This window comes from Variovorax boronicumulans (genome assembly GCF_040544675.1).
In the GTDB taxonomy this organism is placed as follows: domain Bacteria; phylum Pseudomonadota; class Gammaproteobacteria; order Burkholderiales; family Burkholderiaceae_C; genus Variovorax; species Variovorax boronicumulans_D.
Map to the genome: position 1 here is coordinate 152,837 of NZ_JBEPKK010000013.1, position 18,280 is coordinate 171,116.

Genomic DNA, 18,280 nt, shown 5'->3' on the forward strand with positions numbered 1-18,280 from the left:
CCGCAAGGCGCGGAAACGCCCCTACATCCGCACGACGATCTGCAGGCCCGGGTGCGCGTTGCGCACCGTCAAGCTGCCGCCGTGCGCCTCGGCGATCAGCCGGCACAGGTACATGCCCAGGCCGACGCCGCCGGTGGCGCGCGCCCGGGCGCCGTCGGTGCGATAGAAGGGCTCGGTCAGCCGTTCGAGCTGCGCCTCGTCGACGCCCGGGCCGTGGTCGCGCACTTCGATCTCGATGCCCTGCACCTGGCCGTCCAGCACGGCGCGCAGCGACACGCAGGGCGGCCGGGGCGCCTCGGCGCTGTAGCGCAGGGCGTTGTCCAGCAGGTTGCGCGCCAGGAGGCGGATGCGCATGCGATCGACCGCATGCGGCGGCAGGCCCTCGGCCAGGTCGAGGTGCACATCGTCGGCGCCGGGCATCTCGGCCACGATCTCGCGCACCAGCTGGGCCAGGTCGACCGGCTCGCGCTGCAGCGCCACATGCGGGCTGGCCAGGCGTTCGCTTTCCAGCAGGTCGCTGATGAGGTCGCGCATCTCGTTGAGGTCGCGCAGCAGGGCCTCGCGTTCGGCCTGGCCCTCGGGCGTGGCGGGCAGCAGTTCGGCGTTGAGCCGGGCGCGGGTGAGCGGCGAGCGCAACTCGTGGCTGAGGGCGAGCAGCAGGCCGCGCTTGGCATCGAGCATGGCCTGGATGTCGTCGGCCATGGTGTTGATGCGCTCCGCAAGGTCGCCCAGGTCGTCGTTGCGCCGCACCGGAATCGGCTGCGTGAACTCGCCACGGCCGAATCGCTGCGCGCCTTCGCGGATGTCGATCAGCGGCCGCAGGAGCCGGCTCACATAGGCATAGCCCAGCAGCACGCACGACAGAAGAATGGCAAGCGTGGCCCAGCCCGCGGCGCGCGGCGCCAGCTGCCAGATCTTGGGCGCCCAGCCGAAGATCACGCGGTGGCCGTCGGCCGTGGGGCGAATGAACCACTTGTCGTTCCAGGTGCCCTCGTCGCGGTCGTGCATCCAGCCGCCGGGGCTGGCGGCGCCGCCCGGGTTGGAGTCCCAGTTGACCGCGGGGCCCACGATGCGAATGGTGATCGGCAGCCGCGCCACCAGCGCCTGCGCGCGGCCCACGTCGGGCGGCGTGCCGATCTCGGCGACCAGCCGGTCGGCGTAGTCCACCAGCATGGGCCTGGCGGCCTCGGCCCAGCCGGCGGAGAAGGACTTCTTCATGCCGCCCATGAACACCGCCGTCATCACCAGCGCGAGCAGCACGAACATCATGACCAGGCGGATGCGCAGCGAGCGGCGCCATCGGCGCTTGCCCTGCACCTTCTCGTGCCACTGGGCGTGCAGTTCGCGGCGCATTTCCGCGCGGCGGCAGGCCATCTGGCGCCACGCTTCGCGGTGGTCTTTGGTGCCGAACCTCATGCAGGCTCGCTGCGTGCGACGGCCAGCGCGTAGCCGGCATTGCGCAGCGTCTTGATGCAGTCCAGCGGCTCCAGCTTCTTGCGCAGGCGGCTCACCACGATGTCGACCGCGCGGGTGTAGAGCTCGGCCTCGTGGCCGCGCAGGCGGTTCAGGATGTCGTCGCGGCTGAACACCTTGCCGGGCTCGGCCGCCAGCAGCGCGAGCAGTTCGAACTCGGTGCCGGTGAGTTCGACGCGCTCGCCCTGGCGCAGCACCTGCCGCCGGTCCAGGTCGATGGAGAGGCCGTCGAACACGCGGTGCTGCGTGCCGTTGCCATTGTTGCTTCCGTTCCCGGCGGCGTTGGCGGCGGCCGTGGTGCTGCGCTGGCGCCGCAGGATGGTCTGCACCCGCGCCACCAGCTCGCGCGGCTCGAAGGGCTTGGGCACGTAGTCGTCGGCGCCGAGTTCGAGGCCGACCACGCGGTCCATCACCTCGCCGCGCGCGGTGAGCATGACGATGGGAATGTCGCTCTCCTTGCGGATCTCGCGGCACAGCGCAAAGCCGTCCATCTCGGGGAGCATCACGTCGAGGATGGCCGCGTCGTACGTGCCGGCGCGCAGCATGGCAAGGCCCTGGCTCGGACGCACGGCGCTCTCGAGCGTGCAGCCGAAGCGTGCGAAGTAGGTGGTCAGCGGCGCGGCGAGGTGTTCGTCGTCGTCGATCAGCAGGATGCGCGGCATGGCGGGATTGTGCCTCCTGGCAAACATGTGGCGGATGACCTCGCTCACCATCAGACCGGGCGGCATCGCACCGCCATCGTGTGGATCGGGGTCGCCATGGACAGGGCCGGGTTCACCATGGATCGGTGCGGCCGATGCGGCCCAGGTGCGTGAAGCCGAAGCCCGCGCCGTACTTGAGCCCGTAGCCCAGCGCGCGGTCCATGCCGATGTGCGCGCACCAGATCAGCCCGCCCGCCACCGCCCACGGCATCGCGGCGAGCACGCCGAGCAGGAGCAATGCGACGGGGCCGACATACGAGTGCGCCGCGTTGTACAGCGCCGCGCCCACGCGCGGTCCGGCGAGGTAGCCCAGCCATGACAGATCGGGCGCGAGCAGCCACAGCGCGAACACGCCCCAGCCCAGGCCGAACTGCGTGTAGGCGGCCAACGCCGCGGCCAGCACGAAAGCACCTTCGAGCCGCAGCAGGGTGCGGACGCCGCCCACGACTGCCTGTTCGTGAGACACCGTGGAGCCGGCTTTGCCGGGCCACAGGTGTCGCCCCCTCGAAGGGGGTTGGCGCAGCGACACGAAGTGCGCGAAGCCTGGGGGTGAGTCAAGTTCAGCCACGGTGGCTCCAGCGGCGGCCGCCCCGCTCCATGAACTCGCGCACCTTCTGCTGTTGCGCGGCGTTCAGGTTGTCGTAGAAGTCGGCGGCGGCCGCGATGATCTCGGGGCTGCCGCTGCGCACGGCGGCGGTCTTCTCGTCGACCAGCTTCGCGGCGCCGGCCTGGTCGAGCTTGTTGCCCGCGAACAGGGCCTTGAACTGCGAGCGCGGGTCGCCTGCACCGCCTGCGCCGCGCATCGCTTCACGCTGCGCCTGCAGCTTCTCGGCCAGCACAGTGAGCTTCTGCTTCTGCGAGGCATCGAGCTCCAGCTTGCTGCCCACGCGCTCGACCATCTTGCTGCGGAACTCGGCGCTGTCGCCGCTCCAGCCGTGGCGTTGGCCTGCACAGCCGGCGATGCTGCCGGCCACCACTGCCGCGCCGGCGAAACCGAAGAGGGTGCGTTTGATCCAGTGCTTCATGAGAAATCCTTGTGTGGTCTTGAATGGAGGAAGTTCGATGGTGCGATTTGCTCGCTCCGGCGTCTTCTCAGCGCGGTTTCGGTGTGTTGCGTTTTATTGCGAGGGGCAAGACAGCAGCACGGGCGTTGGGGTTCAGAGCTTGCTGCTGTTACCGCGCGCAGCTTCGGCGCGTGCGTCGACGGGGTTCTGCATCGTCGAGACGACCTTGCTGTTGACGCGCGAGCCCGACGAGACGTTCTGGTCGGGCGCGGCGGCGGTGCGCACGGCTTCGGCCACCACGCGCGCGCGGTCGGTGGAGACCGCCATGGTTTCGGCGCCGCGCGAGCCGCGCACGACGTTCTGGTTGGGGGCCGATGCGGTGCGCACGGCTTCCGCGCTGACCTCGGCGCGGCTCTTGGCCGACACGGCGGCCTGCACGCCTTCGTAGCTTTCGGCCTTCGCGCCGGCAGCGGCGAGCATGGCGAAGGAGCTGACGGCGAGGATCTGGGTCAGCGAGGCGGAGATGGAGAGGAACTTCATGATGCAAGCCTTTCAGGGGGTGTTGAGGAGCCCTGATCGTGCTTGCGCAGGCGCGGCAAGTCCTTTCACCGCGGTTTCGGCGTGTTTCGTTTTATGTCGCTCGCCCCCTGCCGGGGGCAACACCTGAGGCCGGGCGAAGCCGGTTCCTCGGTGTTTCGCGAAGGGCGAACGCGGCGTACCGCCGCGCTCAGCCCGCGAGCGCGGCCGCGGGGTCGTCCGACTCGAGCACGCTGCGAGCCCAGGGCTCCAGCTTGCTGGTGTCCGCGCGCAGCACTTCCTGCTTCACGGCAAGGATGCGCGAGGGATGCATCGAGAAACTGCGCAGGCCCAGGCCGAGCAGCAGGCGGGTGAAGGCCACGTCGCCCGCCATTTCGCCGCACACCGCCACGCCCTTGCCCTGGCGGCGGCACTCGGCGATGGTGTCGGCCACCAGCTTGAGCACCGCGGGGTGCGCGGGATCGTAGAGATGCGCCACCGCCTCGTCGGCCCGGTCGATGGCCAGCGTGTACTGGATCAGGTCGTTGGTGCCGATCGACAGGAAGTCGAAGTGCTTCAGGAAGAGCTTGAGCGTGAGCGCGGCGGCCGGGATCTCGATCATGGCGCCGAGCTTCACGGGGCCGTACACCGCGCCGCGGTTGTCGAGCTCGGCACGCGCGAAATCGATCAGCGAGAGCGTCTGGCGGATCTCGCTCGCGTGCGCGAGCATGGGAATCAGCAGGTGGATCTCGCCGTGCGCCGCGGCACGCAGGATGGCGCGAAGCTGCGTGAGGAACATCGCCGGATCGGCCAGGCTCCAGCGGATGGCACGCAGGCCGAGCGCCGGGTTCAGATGCTCCTGCTTGCTGGTCGACTTGCCTTCGAGCTGCTTGTCGGCGCCCACGTCGATGGTGCGGATGGTGACCGGCATGCCCTGCATGCCCTCGACCGCGCGCTTGTAGGCCTGGTACTGCTCTTCTTCGTCGGGCAGCCGGGTCTGGCGCGCCGACGACTCGCGGCCCATGAAGAGAAATTCGCTGCGGAACAGACCCACGCCCACCGCGCCGGCCTTGACGGCGCCGACGGTGTCTTCGGGCATCTCGATGTTCGCGAGCAGCTCGACGCGCTGGCCGTCGAGCGTGACGGCGGGCTTGTGGCGCAGCCGCGCGAGCCGCCCGCGTTCGAGGTCGCCCTGGCGCTGCTTGAAGCCGTACTCGGCCAGGATGATCGGCGAGGGGTCGATGATCATCACGCCGGCATCGCCGTCGATGATGACCCAGTCGTCCTGGCGCACCAGCTGGCTCGCGGTGCGCGCGCCCACGATGGCCGGAATGTCCATGCTGCGCGCGACGATGGCGGTGTGCGACGTGCGCCCGCCCACGTCGGTCACGAAGCCCGCGAACACGCTCTTCTTGAACTGGAGCATGTCGGCCGGCGAGAGGTCGTGCGCGATCAGCACCAGCGGCACGTCGATGCCGTCGCCCGCGGTGGGGTCGTCGTCCTCGTCGTGGGTGGCGGCGCGCTTGCGGCGCGGCGGGCTGGGCGCGAGCACCGCAGCCGTGCCCTTCATGCGGTGCAGGATGCGCTCGACCACCTGCTCGAGGTCGGCCTTGCGCTCGCGCAGGTACTCGTCCTCCATCTCGTCGAACTGGCGCGCGATGATCTCCAGCTGCGTGGTCAGCGCCCACTCGGCGTTGTAGAGCCGCTCGGTGATCCAGTGCTTGACGCCGCCGGTGAGGGCCTCGTCCTGCAGCAGCATCTGGTGCACCTCGAGCAGCGCGGCGAGCTCGTGCGGCGCGTCGTTCGGGCCCATCTGCGCGACGCTGGTCTGCAGCTTGGCGAGTTCGTCGGCGACGGCGTTGCGCGCAGTGCGCACGCGGTCGATCTCGGTCTCTATCTCTTCGGGCTTGATGAAGTAGTGGGCGACGTCGATGCGGCTGGACACCACCAGCACCGCCCGGCCGATGGCAATGCCACGGGCGACAGGGAGGCCGTGGACTGCGAAGGTCATGGCGTTGCCCTTATTCGCCTTCGCCGAACTTGTCGTCCATGAGCTGGACGATGGCGTTCATCGCTTCTTCTTCCTGCGGGCCGTTGGTTTCGAGCTCGACGGTGGAACCCAGCCCGGCGGCCAGCATCATGACGCCCATGATGCTCTTGGCATTGATGCGGCGGTCGCCGCGCGAGAGCCACACCTCGCACGGGTAGCTGCCTGCAAGCTTGGTCAGCTTGGCCGATGCGCGCGCATGCAGGCCCAGCTTATTGCTGATGGTCACGGATTTCTTGATCACTGTGCTTTCTTTTTGCCTGGTTCTGGGGAGCCGCCACCGCCACCTGCATGACGCCGGCGGTGCCACCCGCGATGGCGCGCTGCACCAGCGTGTCCAGCGGTTCGTGGCGGTAGGTGACGGCGCGCAGCAGCATCGGCAGGTTGACCCCCGCCACCAGCCGCGAATGAACGCCGTCCACCAGCTTCTGCGCCACGTTGCAGGGCGTGGCGCCGAACACGTCGGCCAGCACCAGCACCTGCGAGCGCGGCGCATGCAGTTGCTGCTGGAGCGTGATGCGCGCGGCGGCCAGCGTTTCCTCGGGCGACACGTTGGGCAACACGTCCAGCGCGACAACGGCCTGCTCGCAGTCGGGAAACACATGCAGCGCGCACTGCCGCAGCGCCTGCGCGAACGGGGAGTGGGCAATGATGAGGATGCTGTTCATGCGGCTCGGAGGACGACGCGTCGATTATGCGGGGGCGCCCGGCGTAAGTAGAGATATGGCACAACGCGGCAGCCCCGGAAAACAGACAATGCGGCGCGAGATGCACAGGCACTGTCCGTTGCCGGGCCCGCAATGGCGGCGGTGGCGGGCCATCTCAGCGCTCATGGCAGGCGCAGGCCATCGAAGAAGGTCTTCGCAGCCTCGGGCGAGGACGGCGCGCCGAGCACGGTCGCCTGGTAGAGCGCCACGGTGCCGTCTTTTTGCGACTGGGCGAACCAGAGCACCTGAACGGGTGCGGCGCCTTGCGGCGCGTCGAGGCGCAACGGCGCGGGCGAGACGCTCGCGCGCTGAAGGGTGGCCGGCGCTTCCGTCGCCTGCGGCCCCAACTGGCTGCGGGTGGCCGCGCGCCACGCCTGCAGCCAGGCATCGGCCTGCACAGGGCTGTTGGCCGAGGCATGGGCCACCGCGAAGGTCGCGCCGCCGGCCTCGCAGCCGCTCATGCCGACCTGGACGGATTCGGCGCCCAGCGGCATCGCGCGCGTCGCGTGGTCGGCCTTGCAGGGCAGCATCGCCATCAGGCCGGCCCCGGCGATCGGCACTTCGCGCCAGTTGAAGGTGGGGCTGCAGGCGGCGAGCAGCGCGGCTGCGGCTGTGAGCAGCACGAGCCTGGAGCGGGAAAGGAGCGACGACGGCATGGGGGAGCGATTATCGAGCCGCGCCGGAGCTGCGGGCATACGCCAGCACGATCCGGCGTGCGGACCTAAAATCGCGCCGCCCTCCGCTCCTTCTTTCCAGCTGCCATGAAAAAATACATCGCTGCCGCCGCCGTCGCTCTTGCATTGGCCGTTGGCGTGGGCGTGTACCTCGGCTCCGGCAGCACGGCCGCACCGGCTTCCACCTTCGTGCTGCTCGACGGCAGCCAGAAGACCACCGCCGACATGAAGGGCAAGGTCACGCTGGTCAACTTCTGGGCCACCAGCTGCGTGACCTGCGTTGCCGAGATGCCCAAGGTCATCGCCACCTACGACAAGTACAAGGCCCAGGGCTACGACACGCTGGCCGTTGCCATGAGCTACGACCCGCCGAGCTACGTGGTCAACTTCGCCGAAACCCGCAAGCTGCCGTTCAAGGTGGCGATCGACAACACCGGCAGCGTCGCGCAGGCCTGGGGCGACGTGAAGCTCACGCCGACCACCTACCTGGTCAACAAGCGCGGCGAGATCGTGAAACGCTATGTGGGCGAACCCGATTTCGCCGAGTTGCACAAGCTGATCGAGAAGCTGCTCGCGGAGGCCTGAAGCCCTCGCCCCCTGCTGTATTCCTCGCGTACCCCAACGAAAAGGCGCTCCTTGCAGAGCGCCTTTTGTTTTTTGCAGCCGCCGCTTGCTTGCTTACTGGTTGCGGAAGCTGTCGTGACAGGCCTTGCAGCTGGCGCCGGTCGGGCCGAACTGGGCCTTGAGCGCGTCGATGTTCCCGGCCTTGGCCGCGACCAGCAGCTTGCCGGTTTCCTCGACGAGCTTCTGCTGGCGCTCCTTGAACTTGGCGTCTTCCTTCCAGATTTCGGGCTTGGCCTTGCCGCCTTCGGTGCCGGGACCGAAGGCCGCCCAGGGCAGCTTCGCCATCTCGGCCACGACTTCCGCATTGGCCGTCGCGGCCGCCGCGTCGTAGGGAACCCGGCCGTTGGCCATGGCACCCAGGCGGCTGAAGTGCTGGCCCATCACGAACAACGCGCTCTGGCGGTACTTGATGGCGTCCTCGGGCTTGGCGAACTGGGCCGCGGCCGGGACGGAAACGGCAGCGCAGGCGGCTGCAAGTGCGAACAAGGCAAGTCGGATCATCGTGGGTCCTTTTGGGTGGGGGCACCGTCGAACGCAGTGCTGCGGCGCAGTGTAGGGGCTGGACATGTCCGCGGCATAGCAACAACCCGAAGCAGCCTTGGGCCGGGATTTTGCTAATCTGCGCCTTCCGCAGCCTCGCGCCCCCGCGCCCCTCCGATGACCGACACCTCTGTGGCCGCCCTCCAGGCCGCCTCCGGCCCTGCGTCGCGCACGCGCGTCTGGGACCTGCCGACACGTCTCTTTCACTGGGCGCTGGCCGTCGCCGTTCTCGGCCTGATCGGCACCGGTTTGACCGGCATCATGGAATGGCACTTTCGCCTGGGGTACACGGTGCTGTCGCTGCTGCTGTTCCGGCTGCTCTGGGGCTTCGTGGGCGGGCGCTGGTCCCGGTTTGCGGCCTTCCTCTATGCACCGGGCTCCGTCGTGGCCTATTTGCGCGGGCGGGCGCATCCGGACCATCTGATCGGGCACACGCCGCTGGGCGCGCTGTCGGTGTTCGCGGTGCTGGGGATCCTGGCGTTCCAGGTCGCCACGGGGCTGATGGCCGACGACGAGATCTCCGCTTCAGGGCCGCTCACCCGCTTCGTGTCCGGTGCGGTGGTGAGCTTTGCCACGGGCTGGCACAAGGCGCAGGGCAAGTGGATCGTGATCGCGCTCGTGAGCCTGCATGTGCTCGCGGTGCTGTTCTATGTGCTGGTGAAGCGCCACCGACTGGTGCGGCCGATGGTGTCGGGCGACAAGCTGCTTGCCGACGCGAGCGGCCGGGTGGCCCCGAGCCGCGACGATGCGGCATCGCGCGCACTGGCGCTGGTGCTGTTCGCGCTGTGCGCCGGCGTGGCGAACTGGATTGCGTCGCTGCGCATATGAGCTCTCCAGTTTCACGCCCGCTGCCGCTGGCAGACACGCCGGTCGTCATGCTGCTCACGCCCGGTGAAGCCCACGAGATCGAAGCCACGCGCGCGGTGTTCAGCGACTACGCCAGCTCGCTGAAGATCGACCTCTGCTTTCAGGATTTCGATGCCGAACTGGCCGGGTTGCCCGGCGAATACGTGGAACCCCGGGGCGCGCTTTTGCTGGCGCTGGTGGACCCGGCAAACATCAGGGAAGACGCGGGCCGGCAGAGCCCGACGCTGCAACGTGCCGACGGCTCGCTGGTACATGTCGCCGGTTGCTGTGCCCTGCGTCCGCTCGACAACGCGGACTATGCGAATGCGGCGGAAATGAAGCGCCTCTATGTGCGCCCCGGCTTCCGCGGGCTGGGCCTGGGCCGGCAGCTGGCCGAGGCGATCCTCGATGCAGCACGCGGCGCGGGCTACGCGTGCGTGCTGCTCGATACGCTCGACGAGATGGAATCGGCGCGGGCACTCTACGAAGACCTGGGTTTCGTGGAGGTGCCGCCCTACTATCACAACCCCATTGCCGGGGCCCACTACCTCAAAGTGGAGCTCTGAGCCTCGGAGCCAGATCAGCCGCGAGCTTGCGCCAGCAGCGTGTCCGCGTCGCTGACTTCGAACTTGCCGGGTGCCTCGACATTGAGCGTGGCGACCTTGCCGTCTTTCACCAGCATCGAGTAGCGGTTGCTGCGCAGGCCCATGCCGCGGCCGGTCAGATCGAGCGTGAGCCCGGTGGCCTTGGCGAAATCGGCACTGCCGTCGGCCAGCATGCGCACTTTGGCGCCGGTCTTCTGGTCGCGCGCCCATGCGCCCATCACGAAGGCGTCGTTCACGCTCACGCACCAGATTTCGTCCACGCCGGCGGCCTTGAAGTCGTCGAAGTGCTGCACATAGCCCGGCACGTGCTTGGCCGAGCAGGTGGGCGTGAAGGCGCCGGGCAGGGCGAACAGCGCGATCGTCTTGCCGGCCGAAGCCTTGCTCACGTCCACGGCGTTCGGGCCGATGCTGCAACCTTCGCCTTCGACCTCGGAATATTCCTGCAGGGTGGCCGAAGGAAGGGTGTCGCCGATTTTGATCATGTAGATGCTCCGGAAAAAGAAAAACGGCCCACATTGTGGGCCGTTTTTGGAGGAGTCGTTCGAGACTCGGCGATCAGACCAGAACGGCCTTCTCGACCAAGCGGGTCACAACCCAGTTCTTGGTCTTGGAGATCGGACGGCTTTCCGTGATCTCGATGGTGTCGCCCATCTTGTACACGCCATTTTCGTCATGGGCGTGGTACTTGCTCGTCTTGGCCACGATCTTGCCGTAGAGCTCGTGCTTCACACGGCGCTCGACCAGCACGGTCACGGTCTTGGCACGCTTGTCGCTGACCACCTTGCCGATCAAGGTGCGCTTGAGGGATTTTTTAGCTTCCGTCATGTTCACTCCTTACTTGGCGGCTTGGGCTTCTTGCTGCTTCTGCGCAAGAATGGTCTTGGCGCGCGCGATGTCGCGGCGCGTCACGCGCAGCGTCGAGGTGTTCGACAGCTGTTGCGTGGCTTTCTGCATGCGCAGGCCGAAATGGGCCTTTTGCAGGTCTTTGACTTCGGCTTGCAGCGCTGCGACATCTTTCGTGCGCAGGGTTGCAGCCTTGGTCACCTTGGCCGGAGCCACGGTTTCTTTTTTCTTACGGGTTGCCATGGGTGTTCTCCTCTCAGGCGCCGAGCTGGCGAGCGACGAAGGTCGTACGCAGCGGAAGCTTGGCGGCGGCCAGGCGGAAAGCTTCGCGGGCGAGTTCTTCGGGCACGCCGACGATCTCGAACACGATCTTGCCAGGCTGGATTTCAGCGACGTAGTACTCGGGGTTGCCCTTGCCGTTACCCATCCGAACTTCGGCGGGCTTGGTCGAGATGGGCTTGTCCGGGAACACGCGGATCCAGATCCGGCCACCGCGCTTCACGTGACGCGAAATGGCGCGGCGAGCGGCTTCGATCTGGCGCGCCGTGAGGCGGCCGCGGTCGGTGCATTTGAGACCGAAATCACCGAAGGCAACCGAGTTACCCCGGGTTGCGATGCCGGTGTTGCGGCCCTTTTGTTCCTTGCGGAACTTTCTGCGTGCAGGTTGCAGCATTTTTAATACTCCGTAGTTCTAAGACCGATCACTCGGTCTTGGCACCGTCAGCTGCTGCAGCTGGCGCGGCTTTGCGGACGCGCTTAACGGCGGGTTTCGAGTCTGCACCCGGTGCAGCAGGCGCTGCACCAGTGGCTTCTGCGGGCTTGTCGCTGCCATCGGCCGGAGCGGTGTTACCACCGATCGGGCCGCGGCCGCCGGCGCGGGGGCCGGGACCACGACGGTCGCCACCCGGACGGTCGCCAGGGCGACCATCACGGCGGGGACCACGCGGGCGACGCTCTTCGTCGGGACGCGGCGTTTCGACGGCCGGCAGGTCGTTGCGACCCAGCGTGTCGCCCTTGTAGACCCAGACCTTGACGCCGATGACGCCGTACGTGGTCTTGGCTTCCGAGGTGCCGTAGTCGATGTCGGCGCGCAGGGTGTGAAGCGGCACGCGGCCTTCGCGGTACCACTCGCAACGAGCGATTTCGATGCCGTTCAGGCGGCCCGACGACATGATCTTGATGCCCAGGGCACCCAGACGCATGGCGTTCTGCATGGCGCGCTTCATGGCACGGCGGAACATGATCCGCTTCTCGAGCTGCTGCGTGATGCTGTCGGCGATCAGCTGCGCATCGATTTCGGGCTTGCGCACTTCCTCGATGTTGACCGCAACCGGCACGCCGAGCTGCTTGCCCAGTTCGCGCTTGAGGTTTTCGATGTCTTCGCCCTTCTTGCCGATCACGACGCCCGGACGAGCCGAGTAGATCGTGATGCGTGCGTTCTTGGCGGGACGCTCGATCATGACGCGCGAGACCGAAGCGTTCTTCAGCTTCTTCTTCAGGTATTCGCGAACCTTGATGTCTTCGGCCAGCATGCCCGCGAAATCGCGGTCGCTTGCGTACCAGCGGCTGGACCAGTTACGGGTGACCGCAAGGCGGAACCCGGTTGGGTGGATTTTCTGTCCCATATTTCTTCCAGGCCTTCTTAGTTGCCAACCGTCACGTACACATGGCACGTGGGCTTGCTGATGCGATTGCCGCGACCCTTGGCCCGCGCCGTGAAGCGCTTGAGCGTTGCACCTTGCTCGACGTAGATGGTCTTGACCTTCAGCTCGTCGATGTCGGCACCGTCGTTGTGCTCGGCGTTGGCGATAGCCGACTCGAGCACCTTCTTGATGATCACAGCGGCCTTTTTCTGCGTGAATTGCAGAACGTTGAGCGCTTGATCGACCTTCTTGCCGCGGATCAGGTCAGCGACCAGACGGCCCTTGTCGACCGAGAGGCGGACACCGCGGAGGACTGCACGTGTTTCAGACATGGTCGTTCCTTACTTCTTCTGGACTTTTTTGTCCGCGGGGTGCCCCTTGAACGTGCGCGTGAGCGCAAATTCGCCGAGCTTGTGGCCGACCATCTGGTCGGTGATGTACACGGGCACGTGTTGCTTGCCGTTGTGCACAGCGATGGTCAGACCGATGAATTCGGGCAGAACCATCGAGCGGCGCGACCAGGTCTTGATCGGCTTCTTGTCCTTGGTCGTCACGGCCTTGTCGGCCTTGGCCACCAGGTGGTGGTCGACGAAAGGACCCTTTTTGAGAGAGCGAGTCATTGGCTATCCCTTACTTCTTGCGACGCGACACGATGAAGACCTGCGTGCGCTTGTTGTTACGGGTGCGATAGCCCTTGGTCAGATTGCCCCATGGGTCGACAGGATGGCGGCCTTCGCCAGTCTTGCCTTCGCCGCCACCGTGCGGGTGGTCGACCGGGTTCATCACGACGCCGCGAACGGTCGGGCGAATGCCCTTCCAGCGCTTGGCGCCTGCCTTGCCGAGCTGGCGCAGGCTGTGTTCTTCGTTGGCCACTTCGCCGATGGTTGCGCGGCATTCGATGTGGATGCGACGCACCTCACCCGAACGCATGCGGACCTGGGCGTAGACGCCTTCGCGAGCCAGCAGCGTTGCCGACGTACCGGCCGAACGCGCGATCTGCGCGCCCTTGCCGGGTTGCAGTTCGATGCAGTGGATCGTCGAGCCGACCGGGATGTTGCGGATCGGCAGGGTGTTGCCGGCGCGGATCGGGGCTTCGGCGCCCGACAGCAGCGTTGCACCGGCTTCAAGACCGCGCGGGGCGATGATGTAGCGGCGCTCGCCGTCGGCGTAGCAGACCAGAGCGATGTGGGCGGTGCGGTTCGGGTCGTACTCGATGCGTTCGACCTTGGCCGGGATGCCGTCCTTGTTGCGCACGAAATCGACAACGCGGTAGTGGTGCTTGGAACCACCGCCACGGTGACGGATCGTGATGTGACCGTTGTTGTTACGGCCGGCCTTCTGGAACTGGGGTTCCAGCAGGGCTGCGTGAGGAGCACCCTTGAACAGGTGATCACGCGAAATCTTCACCGCGCCGCGTTGGCCCGGCGAAGTGGGTTTCATCTTGATGACGGCCATGATTAAGCGCCTTCCCCGACGAGGTTGAGCTCTTGACCCGGCTTCAGCGTCACATAGGCCTTGCGAACGTTGTCGCGGCGGCCGATGGACTTGCCAAAGCGCTTGGTCTTGCCCTTGGTGTTGAGCACCGACACGCCCTGGACTTCGACCTTGAACATCAGTTCGACAGCGGCCTTGATCTCGGGCTTGGTGGCGTCTTGCAGCACCTTGAAAGTGACAGCGTTCGACTTCTCGCCGACCATCGTGGCCTTTTCGGACACGATCGGGGCGACCAGCACCGCCATCAGGCGGCCTTCTTCGAACGTACGTTCAGCGGCGGTAGGGTTCACGCGGCTCATGCGAACATCTCCTTGAGCTTGTCGACGGCACCCTTGGTGACCAGCACCTTCTTGTAGTGAACCAGCGACACCGGATCGGCGTAACGGGGTTCGACCACGAGGATGTTGACCAGATTGCGCGAGGCAAGGTACAGGTTTTCGTCGACTTCTTCGGCGATCACGAGCACGGACTCGAGATTCATCGCCTTGAAACGGGCTGCCAGCGGCTTCGTCTTGGGCGAATCCACGGTCAGCGAATCCACCACGGCCAGACGGCCTTCGCGAGCGAGCTGCGAGAAGATGGCGGCCATGCCGGCGCGGTACATCTTCTTGTTGATCTTCTGCGAGAAGTTTTCGTCAGGCATGTTCGGGAAGATCCGGCCACCCCCGCGCCACAGCGGCGAGGACGTCATACCGGCACGGGCGCGGCCCGTTCCCTTTTGCTTGAAAGGCTTCTTGGTCGAGTGCTTGACCTGCTCGCGGTCCTTCTGGGCGCGCGTGCCTTGGCGGGCGTTGGCCTGGAATGCAACGACGATCTGGTGAACCAGGTCTTCGTTGTAGTCACGGCCGAACACGGTCTCGGGGGCGTCGTACTTCGACGCGGCCTGGCCTTGTTCGTTCAGGAGTTCGAGTTGCATTACTTCGCTCCTTCAGCCGCTTGCGGCTTGGCCTTGATGGCGGGACGCACGGTGACGAAGCCACCCTTCGAACCCGGGATCGCGCCCTTGATGAGCAGCAGTTGACGCGCTTCGTCGATGCGGAACACATCGAGGTTTTGCGTGGTCTTGGTCACATCGCCGAGGTGACCCGTCATGCGCTTGCCGGGGAACACGCGACCGGGGTCTTGTGCCATGCCGATCGAGCCGGGAACGTTGTGCGAACGGCTGTTACCGTGCGACGCGCGTTGCGAGCTCATGTTGTGGCGCTTGATCGTGCCTGCGAAGCCCTTGCCGATGGAAGTGCCTTGCACGTCCACCTTCTGGCCCACGGAAAACACGCTGCTCGCGGTGATGACGCCGCCAGCCTTGTGCTGACCTGCGGTATCTGCGGTAACGCGGAATTCCTGGATGATTTCACCGGCTTCGACACCCGCCTTGGCGAGGTGGCCGGCCTCAGGCTTGGTCACGCGCGATGCTTTGCGCGAACCGAACGTCACCTGCAGGGCGACGTAGCCATCGGTCTCTTGGGACTTGATCTGGGTCACACGGTTGTTGGACACATCCACCACCGTGACAGGAACTGCGTCCCCGTCATCGGTGAAGAGACGCATCATCCCCACCTTGCGGCCCAGCAACCCGAGGGAGTTGCTCAGACTCATTTGTTTTCTCCAAAAATGGAAACTCCCCTCGCCGCTGCCACTTCAATTGGCGACAGCGTTTGGCCAGTTTCCCGGCCTGCGAAAGAAGGTTGATAAATCTCTGCTCGAACTGCACCCCTACGGACGCACCAAGGGCAGAGCCAGCGATTATAGCCCGCTATGCGGGCGCCGTGCAAGCGGTGCTGAGGGCCGGGATTCCTAGGGGCGATCCGGCCGTTTCGCTTGGTTTCCTGCCTTTTTCTGCCTATTTGGCAGGCATCGTGATGATGTTTTCCCCGTCCGGCGTGGGCTTCAGCTCGCCGGAAGACTTCATGACCGGAACGGCCGTCCCGGTCTGAACAGGGATGGAGATGGCGCTCATGGCGCCCTTCTGCGTGATGAAAACGTTGAGATACGCCAGACCTTCGCGGTCGCTCACCACGGTCACGGTTGCCGTGGTGCGCTTGGCCACCGGCAAGGTCAGCGAGTCGCTCCCCGAAATCGCGAGGCCGGCGTCCGCGCTCAGCCGCACGGTCGCACCCGCGGGATCGGTGACGCCGTCGAACTGCAGGACGACGGCGATGGCGCGTCCCACTTGAGGCACGCCGTCGAGCCTGAACTGCAAGCTCACGCCGGAGTCGTTCGCTTTGCGCGCTGCGGTCGTCATGGGCGCCGCACGGTGCGAAGCGGACTTGGCATGGCGCTCGCCCGGCACGCCGTCGGCCTGGGCTGGCAACACAGCGGCTGCGGCCAGTGCAAGCGAGGCCACGGAGAACATCGAAGTCGTTCGGATGGTCATGACGGCCCTCCCTATTGAATGCTGACGGTAAAGCATGTCTGCTGACCGGAATTGTTGAGATCGCGAACCGCCAGAACGTAGTCGCCGGCGCCGAGGCTGACCTTGTTGCTCGTTCGGGCGATCAACCCGCCGCGGTAGATGTCGAAGTCGGCATTGGCACCCGCCGGGGCGCCCACGACGAACTGGTAGTCGCGGTTGGTGGGCGCGGAAAAGCGAAGGTAGGTGGAGTTGCCGAGCTTGTTGTTGTTACCCGCAACGTTGGAAACGCATGCTTGGACCGACAGGCCTCCCGGCACCACATCGCGGTACATCGGCAGCACGACACCGGCGGGGATCGTGGGCATGCCGCCCCCGTTTGTCTCGTTCTCCCCGTAGGGGTCATTGGCCGAGGCGTTGATGCCCTGCCCCGTCAAGAGGCCAGCCAGCGCCGATGCGCTGCCGGGCGCGGTGGCGTTGAACGCCGCGGCGAAGGGATGGATCGACGTGACGGGCGCGCCGCTCCTGAACAGGATTCCGGTCATCGCATCGTGGATGGGCTGAAAGCCGACTTGCTGGTTGAGGTTCCAGAAAATCGACTGGATCGAAGCCTCCCGATACCAACCCGGATTGGTCGCAGGCCCGACCGACAGGTCCAGGTTGCCGCCCGCGGCCTGCCGCGACCCCACCGAGTCCACGTAGTTCTTCCGGTTGAGCGCGATGCCCGACCAGGCATTGCCCCATCCTTCGGAGAAGGCCAGCCGACGATCGACGAGGTCGTCTTGTCCGTGGTCACCGCCCTGGGAATCGTCGCGGCTGAAGGCCGACTGGTAGTAGTGACCCCACTCGTGCGCAATCACCGGCGCATCGAATTCATCGGTGTCCACGTTTTCCTTGCCGAGGACGTAGATTTCACGACCGATGCTCCTGTTGATGAAGAAGGTGGTCCCGATCTGCCCCGTCGAAGGGTTGATGGCGCCCGACGAAGGCGCGTTGTTCGGACTCCAGAACACCCGAAGCACCGGAAACGAGGTGCCGGGCGCGACTGTCAGCACCTTCTGCATCGCCGTATAGACCGTGTCGAGCACGGCGAAGGGCGCGGCCACGCGCTGGCCTGAGTAGCTCGAACCGCCCCAGCCGGTGGCGGCGCGCAGGTCGCGTGTCGTTGCAGCAACCCCGGTTGCAAAGGATGCGGACTGCATCGAGTAAAGCGCGTTGGATTGGGTGTTGTCGCGCACGGTCACATCCCAGTTGGGCAACGCACCGCTTCGGGTCAGTTGCGCCCGCACGCGCACGACGACCGTGGTGTTCGCGGGCACGGTGACCGCGTAGGCGCCGCTGTCGTCGGTGGTGGTGGTTGCCAGCTGCGCGGATGTGGCCGCATCGAGCACCTCGACCATGGCACCGCGCACAGGTTTGACGGACGTGCTGCCGTAAACAAGGCCGCCGCTCGGATTCGGAACCGATTCGTAGGTGGCCGTGCCGCTCAGGGCGACCGGATTGCCCGCGACAGGCGGCAGGATGGGGAACCCGCCGCCACCACCGCCCCCTCCACCCCCGCCGCCGCAGCCAGCGAGCAACACAGCGGCAATACATGCCGCGCCCAACGCCAAAGAAAACTTGTGAGTCATAGCTTGTGCTTGCTGCCCTCGTTTCAGCCACGGCCGATGCTTGAAGAATTACCGCTGCGAGAGGATGCCATAGCCGCAAGAAAAAAAACAAAGCCCGCCTGCATTTCTGCAGGCGGGCTTTGTCAAAACGCGAAGCGAGGAAGTCTTACTGTTTACTGCAGCTTGATCTCGACGTCCACGCCGGCGGGCAGGTCGAGCTTCATCAGCGCGTCCACGGTCTTGTCGGTCGGATCGACGATGTCCATCAGGCGCTGGTGCGTGCGAATTTCCAGCTGGTCGCGCGACGTCTTGTTGACGTGCGGCGAACGCAGGATGTCGAAACGCTTCATGCGGGTCGGCAGGGGCACGGGGCCCTTGACGATCGCGCCTGTGCGCTTGGCGGTGTCAACGATCTCGGCAGCCGATTGATCGATCAGCTTGTAGTCGAACGCCTTCAGGCGGATGCGGATTTTTTGCTTGGTAGCCATGGTGTTTCCTTTGCGTGCGACTTAGATGTCGAGGATCTTTGCCACGACGCCCGAACCCACGGTGCGGCCGCCTTCACGGATGGCGAAGCGCAGGCCTTCTTCCATCGCGATCGGG

At 66.0% G+C, this 18,280-nt stretch carries 27 protein-coding genes and 1 pseudogene; 3 read left to right on the forward strand and 25 right to left on the reverse strand.

From position 1 onward, the window contains the following. Positions 1-21: 21 nt before the first annotated feature. The 9 genes from ABIC90_RS21480 to ABIC90_RS21520 all read right to left on the reverse strand — a co-directional run bounded on the left by ABIC90_RS21480 (position 22) and on the right by ABIC90_RS21520 (position 7,104). Positions 22-1,416 carry a HAMP domain-containing sensor histidine kinase gene (locus tag ABIC90_RS21480; protein WP_354357657.1) on the reverse strand — a complete coding sequence of 465 codons (1,395 nt, stop codon included), beginning with the start codon at positions 1,414-1,416 and terminating at the stop codon, positions 22-24. Continuing rightward, positions 1,413-2,135, reverse strand: coding sequence for a response regulator transcription factor (locus tag ABIC90_RS21485; protein WP_354357659.1), 723 nt, complete (start codon positions 2,133-2,135; stop codon positions 1,413-1,415). The genes ABIC90_RS21480 and ABIC90_RS21485 overlap by 4 nt, the downstream gene beginning before the upstream one ends. A gap of 112 nt (positions 2,136-2,247) precedes the next feature. Further along, complete coding sequence (locus tag ABIC90_RS21490) at positions 2,248-2,742, reverse strand: DUF4260 domain-containing protein (RefSeq protein ID WP_354357661.1); 495 nt, start codon at positions 2,740-2,742, stop codon at positions 2,248-2,250. Beyond that, positions 2,735-3,199 carry a Spy/CpxP family protein refolding chaperone gene (locus tag ABIC90_RS21495; protein WP_354357663.1) on the reverse strand — a complete coding sequence of 155 codons (465 nt, stop codon included), beginning with the start codon at positions 3,197-3,199 and terminating at the stop codon, positions 2,735-2,737. Before ABIC90_RS21495 ends, ABIC90_RS21490 begins: the two co-directional genes overlap by 8 nt. 132 nt (positions 3,200-3,331) lie before the next feature. After that, positions 3,332-3,718: a DUF4148 domain-containing protein gene (locus tag ABIC90_RS21500; protein ID WP_354357665.1), complete on the reverse strand. Its 387-nt coding sequence runs from the start codon at positions 3,716-3,718 to the stop codon at positions 3,332-3,334. Between the two features lie 187 nt (positions 3,719-3,905). Next, positions 3,906-5,705: a phosphoenolpyruvate--protein phosphotransferase gene (gene ptsP / locus ABIC90_RS21505; protein ID WP_354357667.1), complete on the reverse strand. Its 1,800-nt coding sequence runs from the start codon at positions 5,703-5,705 to the stop codon at positions 3,906-3,908. 10 nt (positions 5,706-5,715) lie between these two features. Then, a complete protein-coding gene (locus ABIC90_RS21510) occupies positions 5,716-5,985 on the reverse strand; it encodes an HPr family phosphocarrier protein (RefSeq protein WP_354357669.1) in 270 nt (89 codons plus the stop codon). Then, on the reverse strand, positions 5,954-6,409 hold the full coding sequence (locus tag ABIC90_RS21515; RefSeq protein WP_354357671.1) for a PTS sugar transporter subunit IIA: 456 nt from the start codon (positions 6,407-6,409) through the stop codon (positions 5,954-5,956). The genes ABIC90_RS21510 and ABIC90_RS21515 overlap by 32 nt, the downstream gene beginning before the upstream one ends. Before the next feature lie 161 nt (positions 6,410-6,570). Then, a complete protein-coding gene (locus ABIC90_RS21520; RefSeq protein ID WP_354357673.1) occupies positions 6,571-7,104 on the reverse strand; it encodes a hypothetical protein in 534 nt (177 codons plus the stop codon). Positions 7,105-7,209: 105 nt separating this feature from the next. Between ABIC90_RS21520 and ABIC90_RS21525 the strand changes: the two genes are divergently transcribed. Further along, complete coding sequence (locus ABIC90_RS21525) at positions 7,210-7,707, forward strand: TlpA disulfide reductase family protein (RefSeq protein ID WP_354357675.1); 498 nt, start codon at positions 7,210-7,212, stop codon at positions 7,705-7,707. A gap of 93 nt (positions 7,708-7,800) precedes the next feature. On the opposite strand, the gene ABIC90_RS21530 is transcribed toward ABIC90_RS21525, so the two are convergent. Next, on the reverse strand, positions 7,801-8,247 hold the full coding sequence (locus ABIC90_RS21530; RefSeq protein ID WP_354357677.1) for a c-type cytochrome: 447 nt from the start codon (positions 8,245-8,247) through the stop codon (positions 7,801-7,803). 156 nt (positions 8,248-8,403) lie between these two features. Here ABIC90_RS21530 and ABIC90_RS21535 point away from each other — a divergent pair, with 156 nt between their 5' ends. Then, positions 8,404-9,114, forward strand: a complete 711-nt coding sequence (locus ABIC90_RS21535; protein WP_354357679.1) for a cytochrome b/b6 domain-containing protein — start codon at positions 8,404-8,406, stop codon at positions 9,112-9,114. Then, positions 9,111-9,698 (forward strand): GNAT family N-acetyltransferase, encoded by a 588-nt coding sequence (locus ABIC90_RS21540; RefSeq protein ID WP_354357681.1) that lies wholly within the window; start codon positions 9,111-9,113, stop codon positions 9,696-9,698. The genes ABIC90_RS21535 and ABIC90_RS21540 overlap by 4 nt, the downstream gene beginning before the upstream one ends. Positions 9,699-9,712: 14 nt before the next feature. Here the strand turns inward: ABIC90_RS21540 and ABIC90_RS21545 are convergent, their stop codons facing one another. From ABIC90_RS21545 to ABIC90_RS21615, 15 genes and pseudogenes are all read right to left on the reverse strand, one after another. After that, a complete protein-coding gene (locus ABIC90_RS21545) occupies positions 9,713-10,219 on the reverse strand; it encodes a peroxiredoxin (protein ID WP_354357683.1) in 507 nt (168 codons plus the stop codon). Between the two features lie 73 nt (positions 10,220-10,292). Then, entirely contained in the window at positions 10,293-10,562 is a 270-nt protein-coding gene (gene rpsQ, locus ABIC90_RS21550; RefSeq protein ID WP_354357685.1) for a 30S ribosomal protein S17, read from the reverse strand. A gap of 9 nt (positions 10,563-10,571) precedes the next feature. Beyond that, complete coding sequence (gene rpmC / locus ABIC90_RS21555; protein WP_280812268.1) at positions 10,572-10,781, reverse strand: 50S ribosomal protein L29; 210 nt, start codon at positions 10,779-10,781, stop codon at positions 10,572-10,574. 55 nt (positions 10,782-10,836) lie between these two features. Then, the gene (rplP, locus tag ABIC90_RS21560; protein ID WP_021012789.1) at positions 10,837-11,253 is read right to left on the reverse strand and encodes a 50S ribosomal protein L16; all 417 of its coding nucleotides are present in this window, start codon (positions 11,251-11,253) and stop codon (positions 10,837-10,839) included. Between the two features lie 28 nt (positions 11,254-11,281). Further along, positions 11,282-12,205, reverse strand: a complete 924-nt coding sequence (gene rpsC / locus ABIC90_RS21565) for a 30S ribosomal protein S3 (protein ID WP_093247293.1) — start codon at positions 12,203-12,205, stop codon at positions 11,282-11,284. Between the two features lie 17 nt (positions 12,206-12,222). Beyond that, entirely contained in the window at positions 12,223-12,555 is a 333-nt protein-coding gene (gene rplV, locus ABIC90_RS21570; RefSeq protein ID WP_007838134.1) for a 50S ribosomal protein L22, read from the reverse strand. 9 nt (positions 12,556-12,564) lie between these two features. After that, positions 12,565-12,843, reverse strand: coding sequence for a 30S ribosomal protein S19 (rpsS, locus tag ABIC90_RS21575; protein ID WP_007838132.1), 279 nt, complete (start codon positions 12,841-12,843; stop codon positions 12,565-12,567). A gap of 10 nt (positions 12,844-12,853) precedes the next feature. Then, positions 12,854-13,678, reverse strand: coding sequence for a 50S ribosomal protein L2 (gene rplB, locus ABIC90_RS21580; protein ID WP_093057772.1), 825 nt, complete (start codon positions 13,676-13,678; stop codon positions 12,854-12,856). A 2-nt stretch (positions 13,679-13,680) separates the two neighbouring features. Next, positions 13,681-14,016 carry a 50S ribosomal protein L23 gene (gene rplW, locus ABIC90_RS21585; RefSeq protein ID WP_007838129.1) on the reverse strand — a complete coding sequence of 112 codons (336 nt, stop codon included), beginning with the start codon at positions 14,014-14,016 and terminating at the stop codon, positions 13,681-13,683. Continuing rightward, positions 14,013-14,633: a 50S ribosomal protein L4 gene (gene rplD / locus ABIC90_RS21590; protein ID WP_013543942.1), complete on the reverse strand. Its 621-nt coding sequence runs from the start codon at positions 14,631-14,633 to the stop codon at positions 14,013-14,015. Before rplD ends, rplW begins: the two co-directional genes overlap by 4 nt. Then, the gene (gene rplC / locus ABIC90_RS21595; RefSeq protein WP_124459549.1) at positions 14,633-15,313 is read right to left on the reverse strand and encodes a 50S ribosomal protein L3; all 681 of its coding nucleotides are present in this window, start codon (positions 15,311-15,313) and stop codon (positions 14,633-14,635) included. The genes rplD and rplC overlap by 1 nt, the downstream gene beginning before the upstream one ends. A gap of 244 nt (positions 15,314-15,557) precedes the next feature. Further along, positions 15,558-16,091: a hypothetical protein gene (locus tag ABIC90_RS21600; protein ID WP_354357688.1), complete on the reverse strand. Its 534-nt coding sequence runs from the start codon at positions 16,089-16,091 to the stop codon at positions 15,558-15,560. 11 nt (positions 16,092-16,102) lie between these two features. Next, positions 16,103-17,698 carry a hypothetical protein gene (locus tag ABIC90_RS21605; protein ID WP_354357690.1) on the reverse strand — a complete coding sequence of 532 codons (1,596 nt, stop codon included), beginning with the start codon at positions 17,696-17,698 and terminating at the stop codon, positions 16,103-16,105. Between the two features lie 152 nt (positions 17,699-17,850). Further along, complete coding sequence (gene rpsJ / locus ABIC90_RS21610) at positions 17,851-18,165, reverse strand: 30S ribosomal protein S10 (RefSeq protein ID WP_007838118.1); 315 nt, start codon at positions 18,163-18,165, stop codon at positions 17,851-17,853. 21 nt (positions 18,166-18,186) lie between these two features. Then, positions 18,187-18,280: pseudogene (locus ABIC90_RS21615) on the reverse strand (elongation factor Tu); the annotation flags it as partial.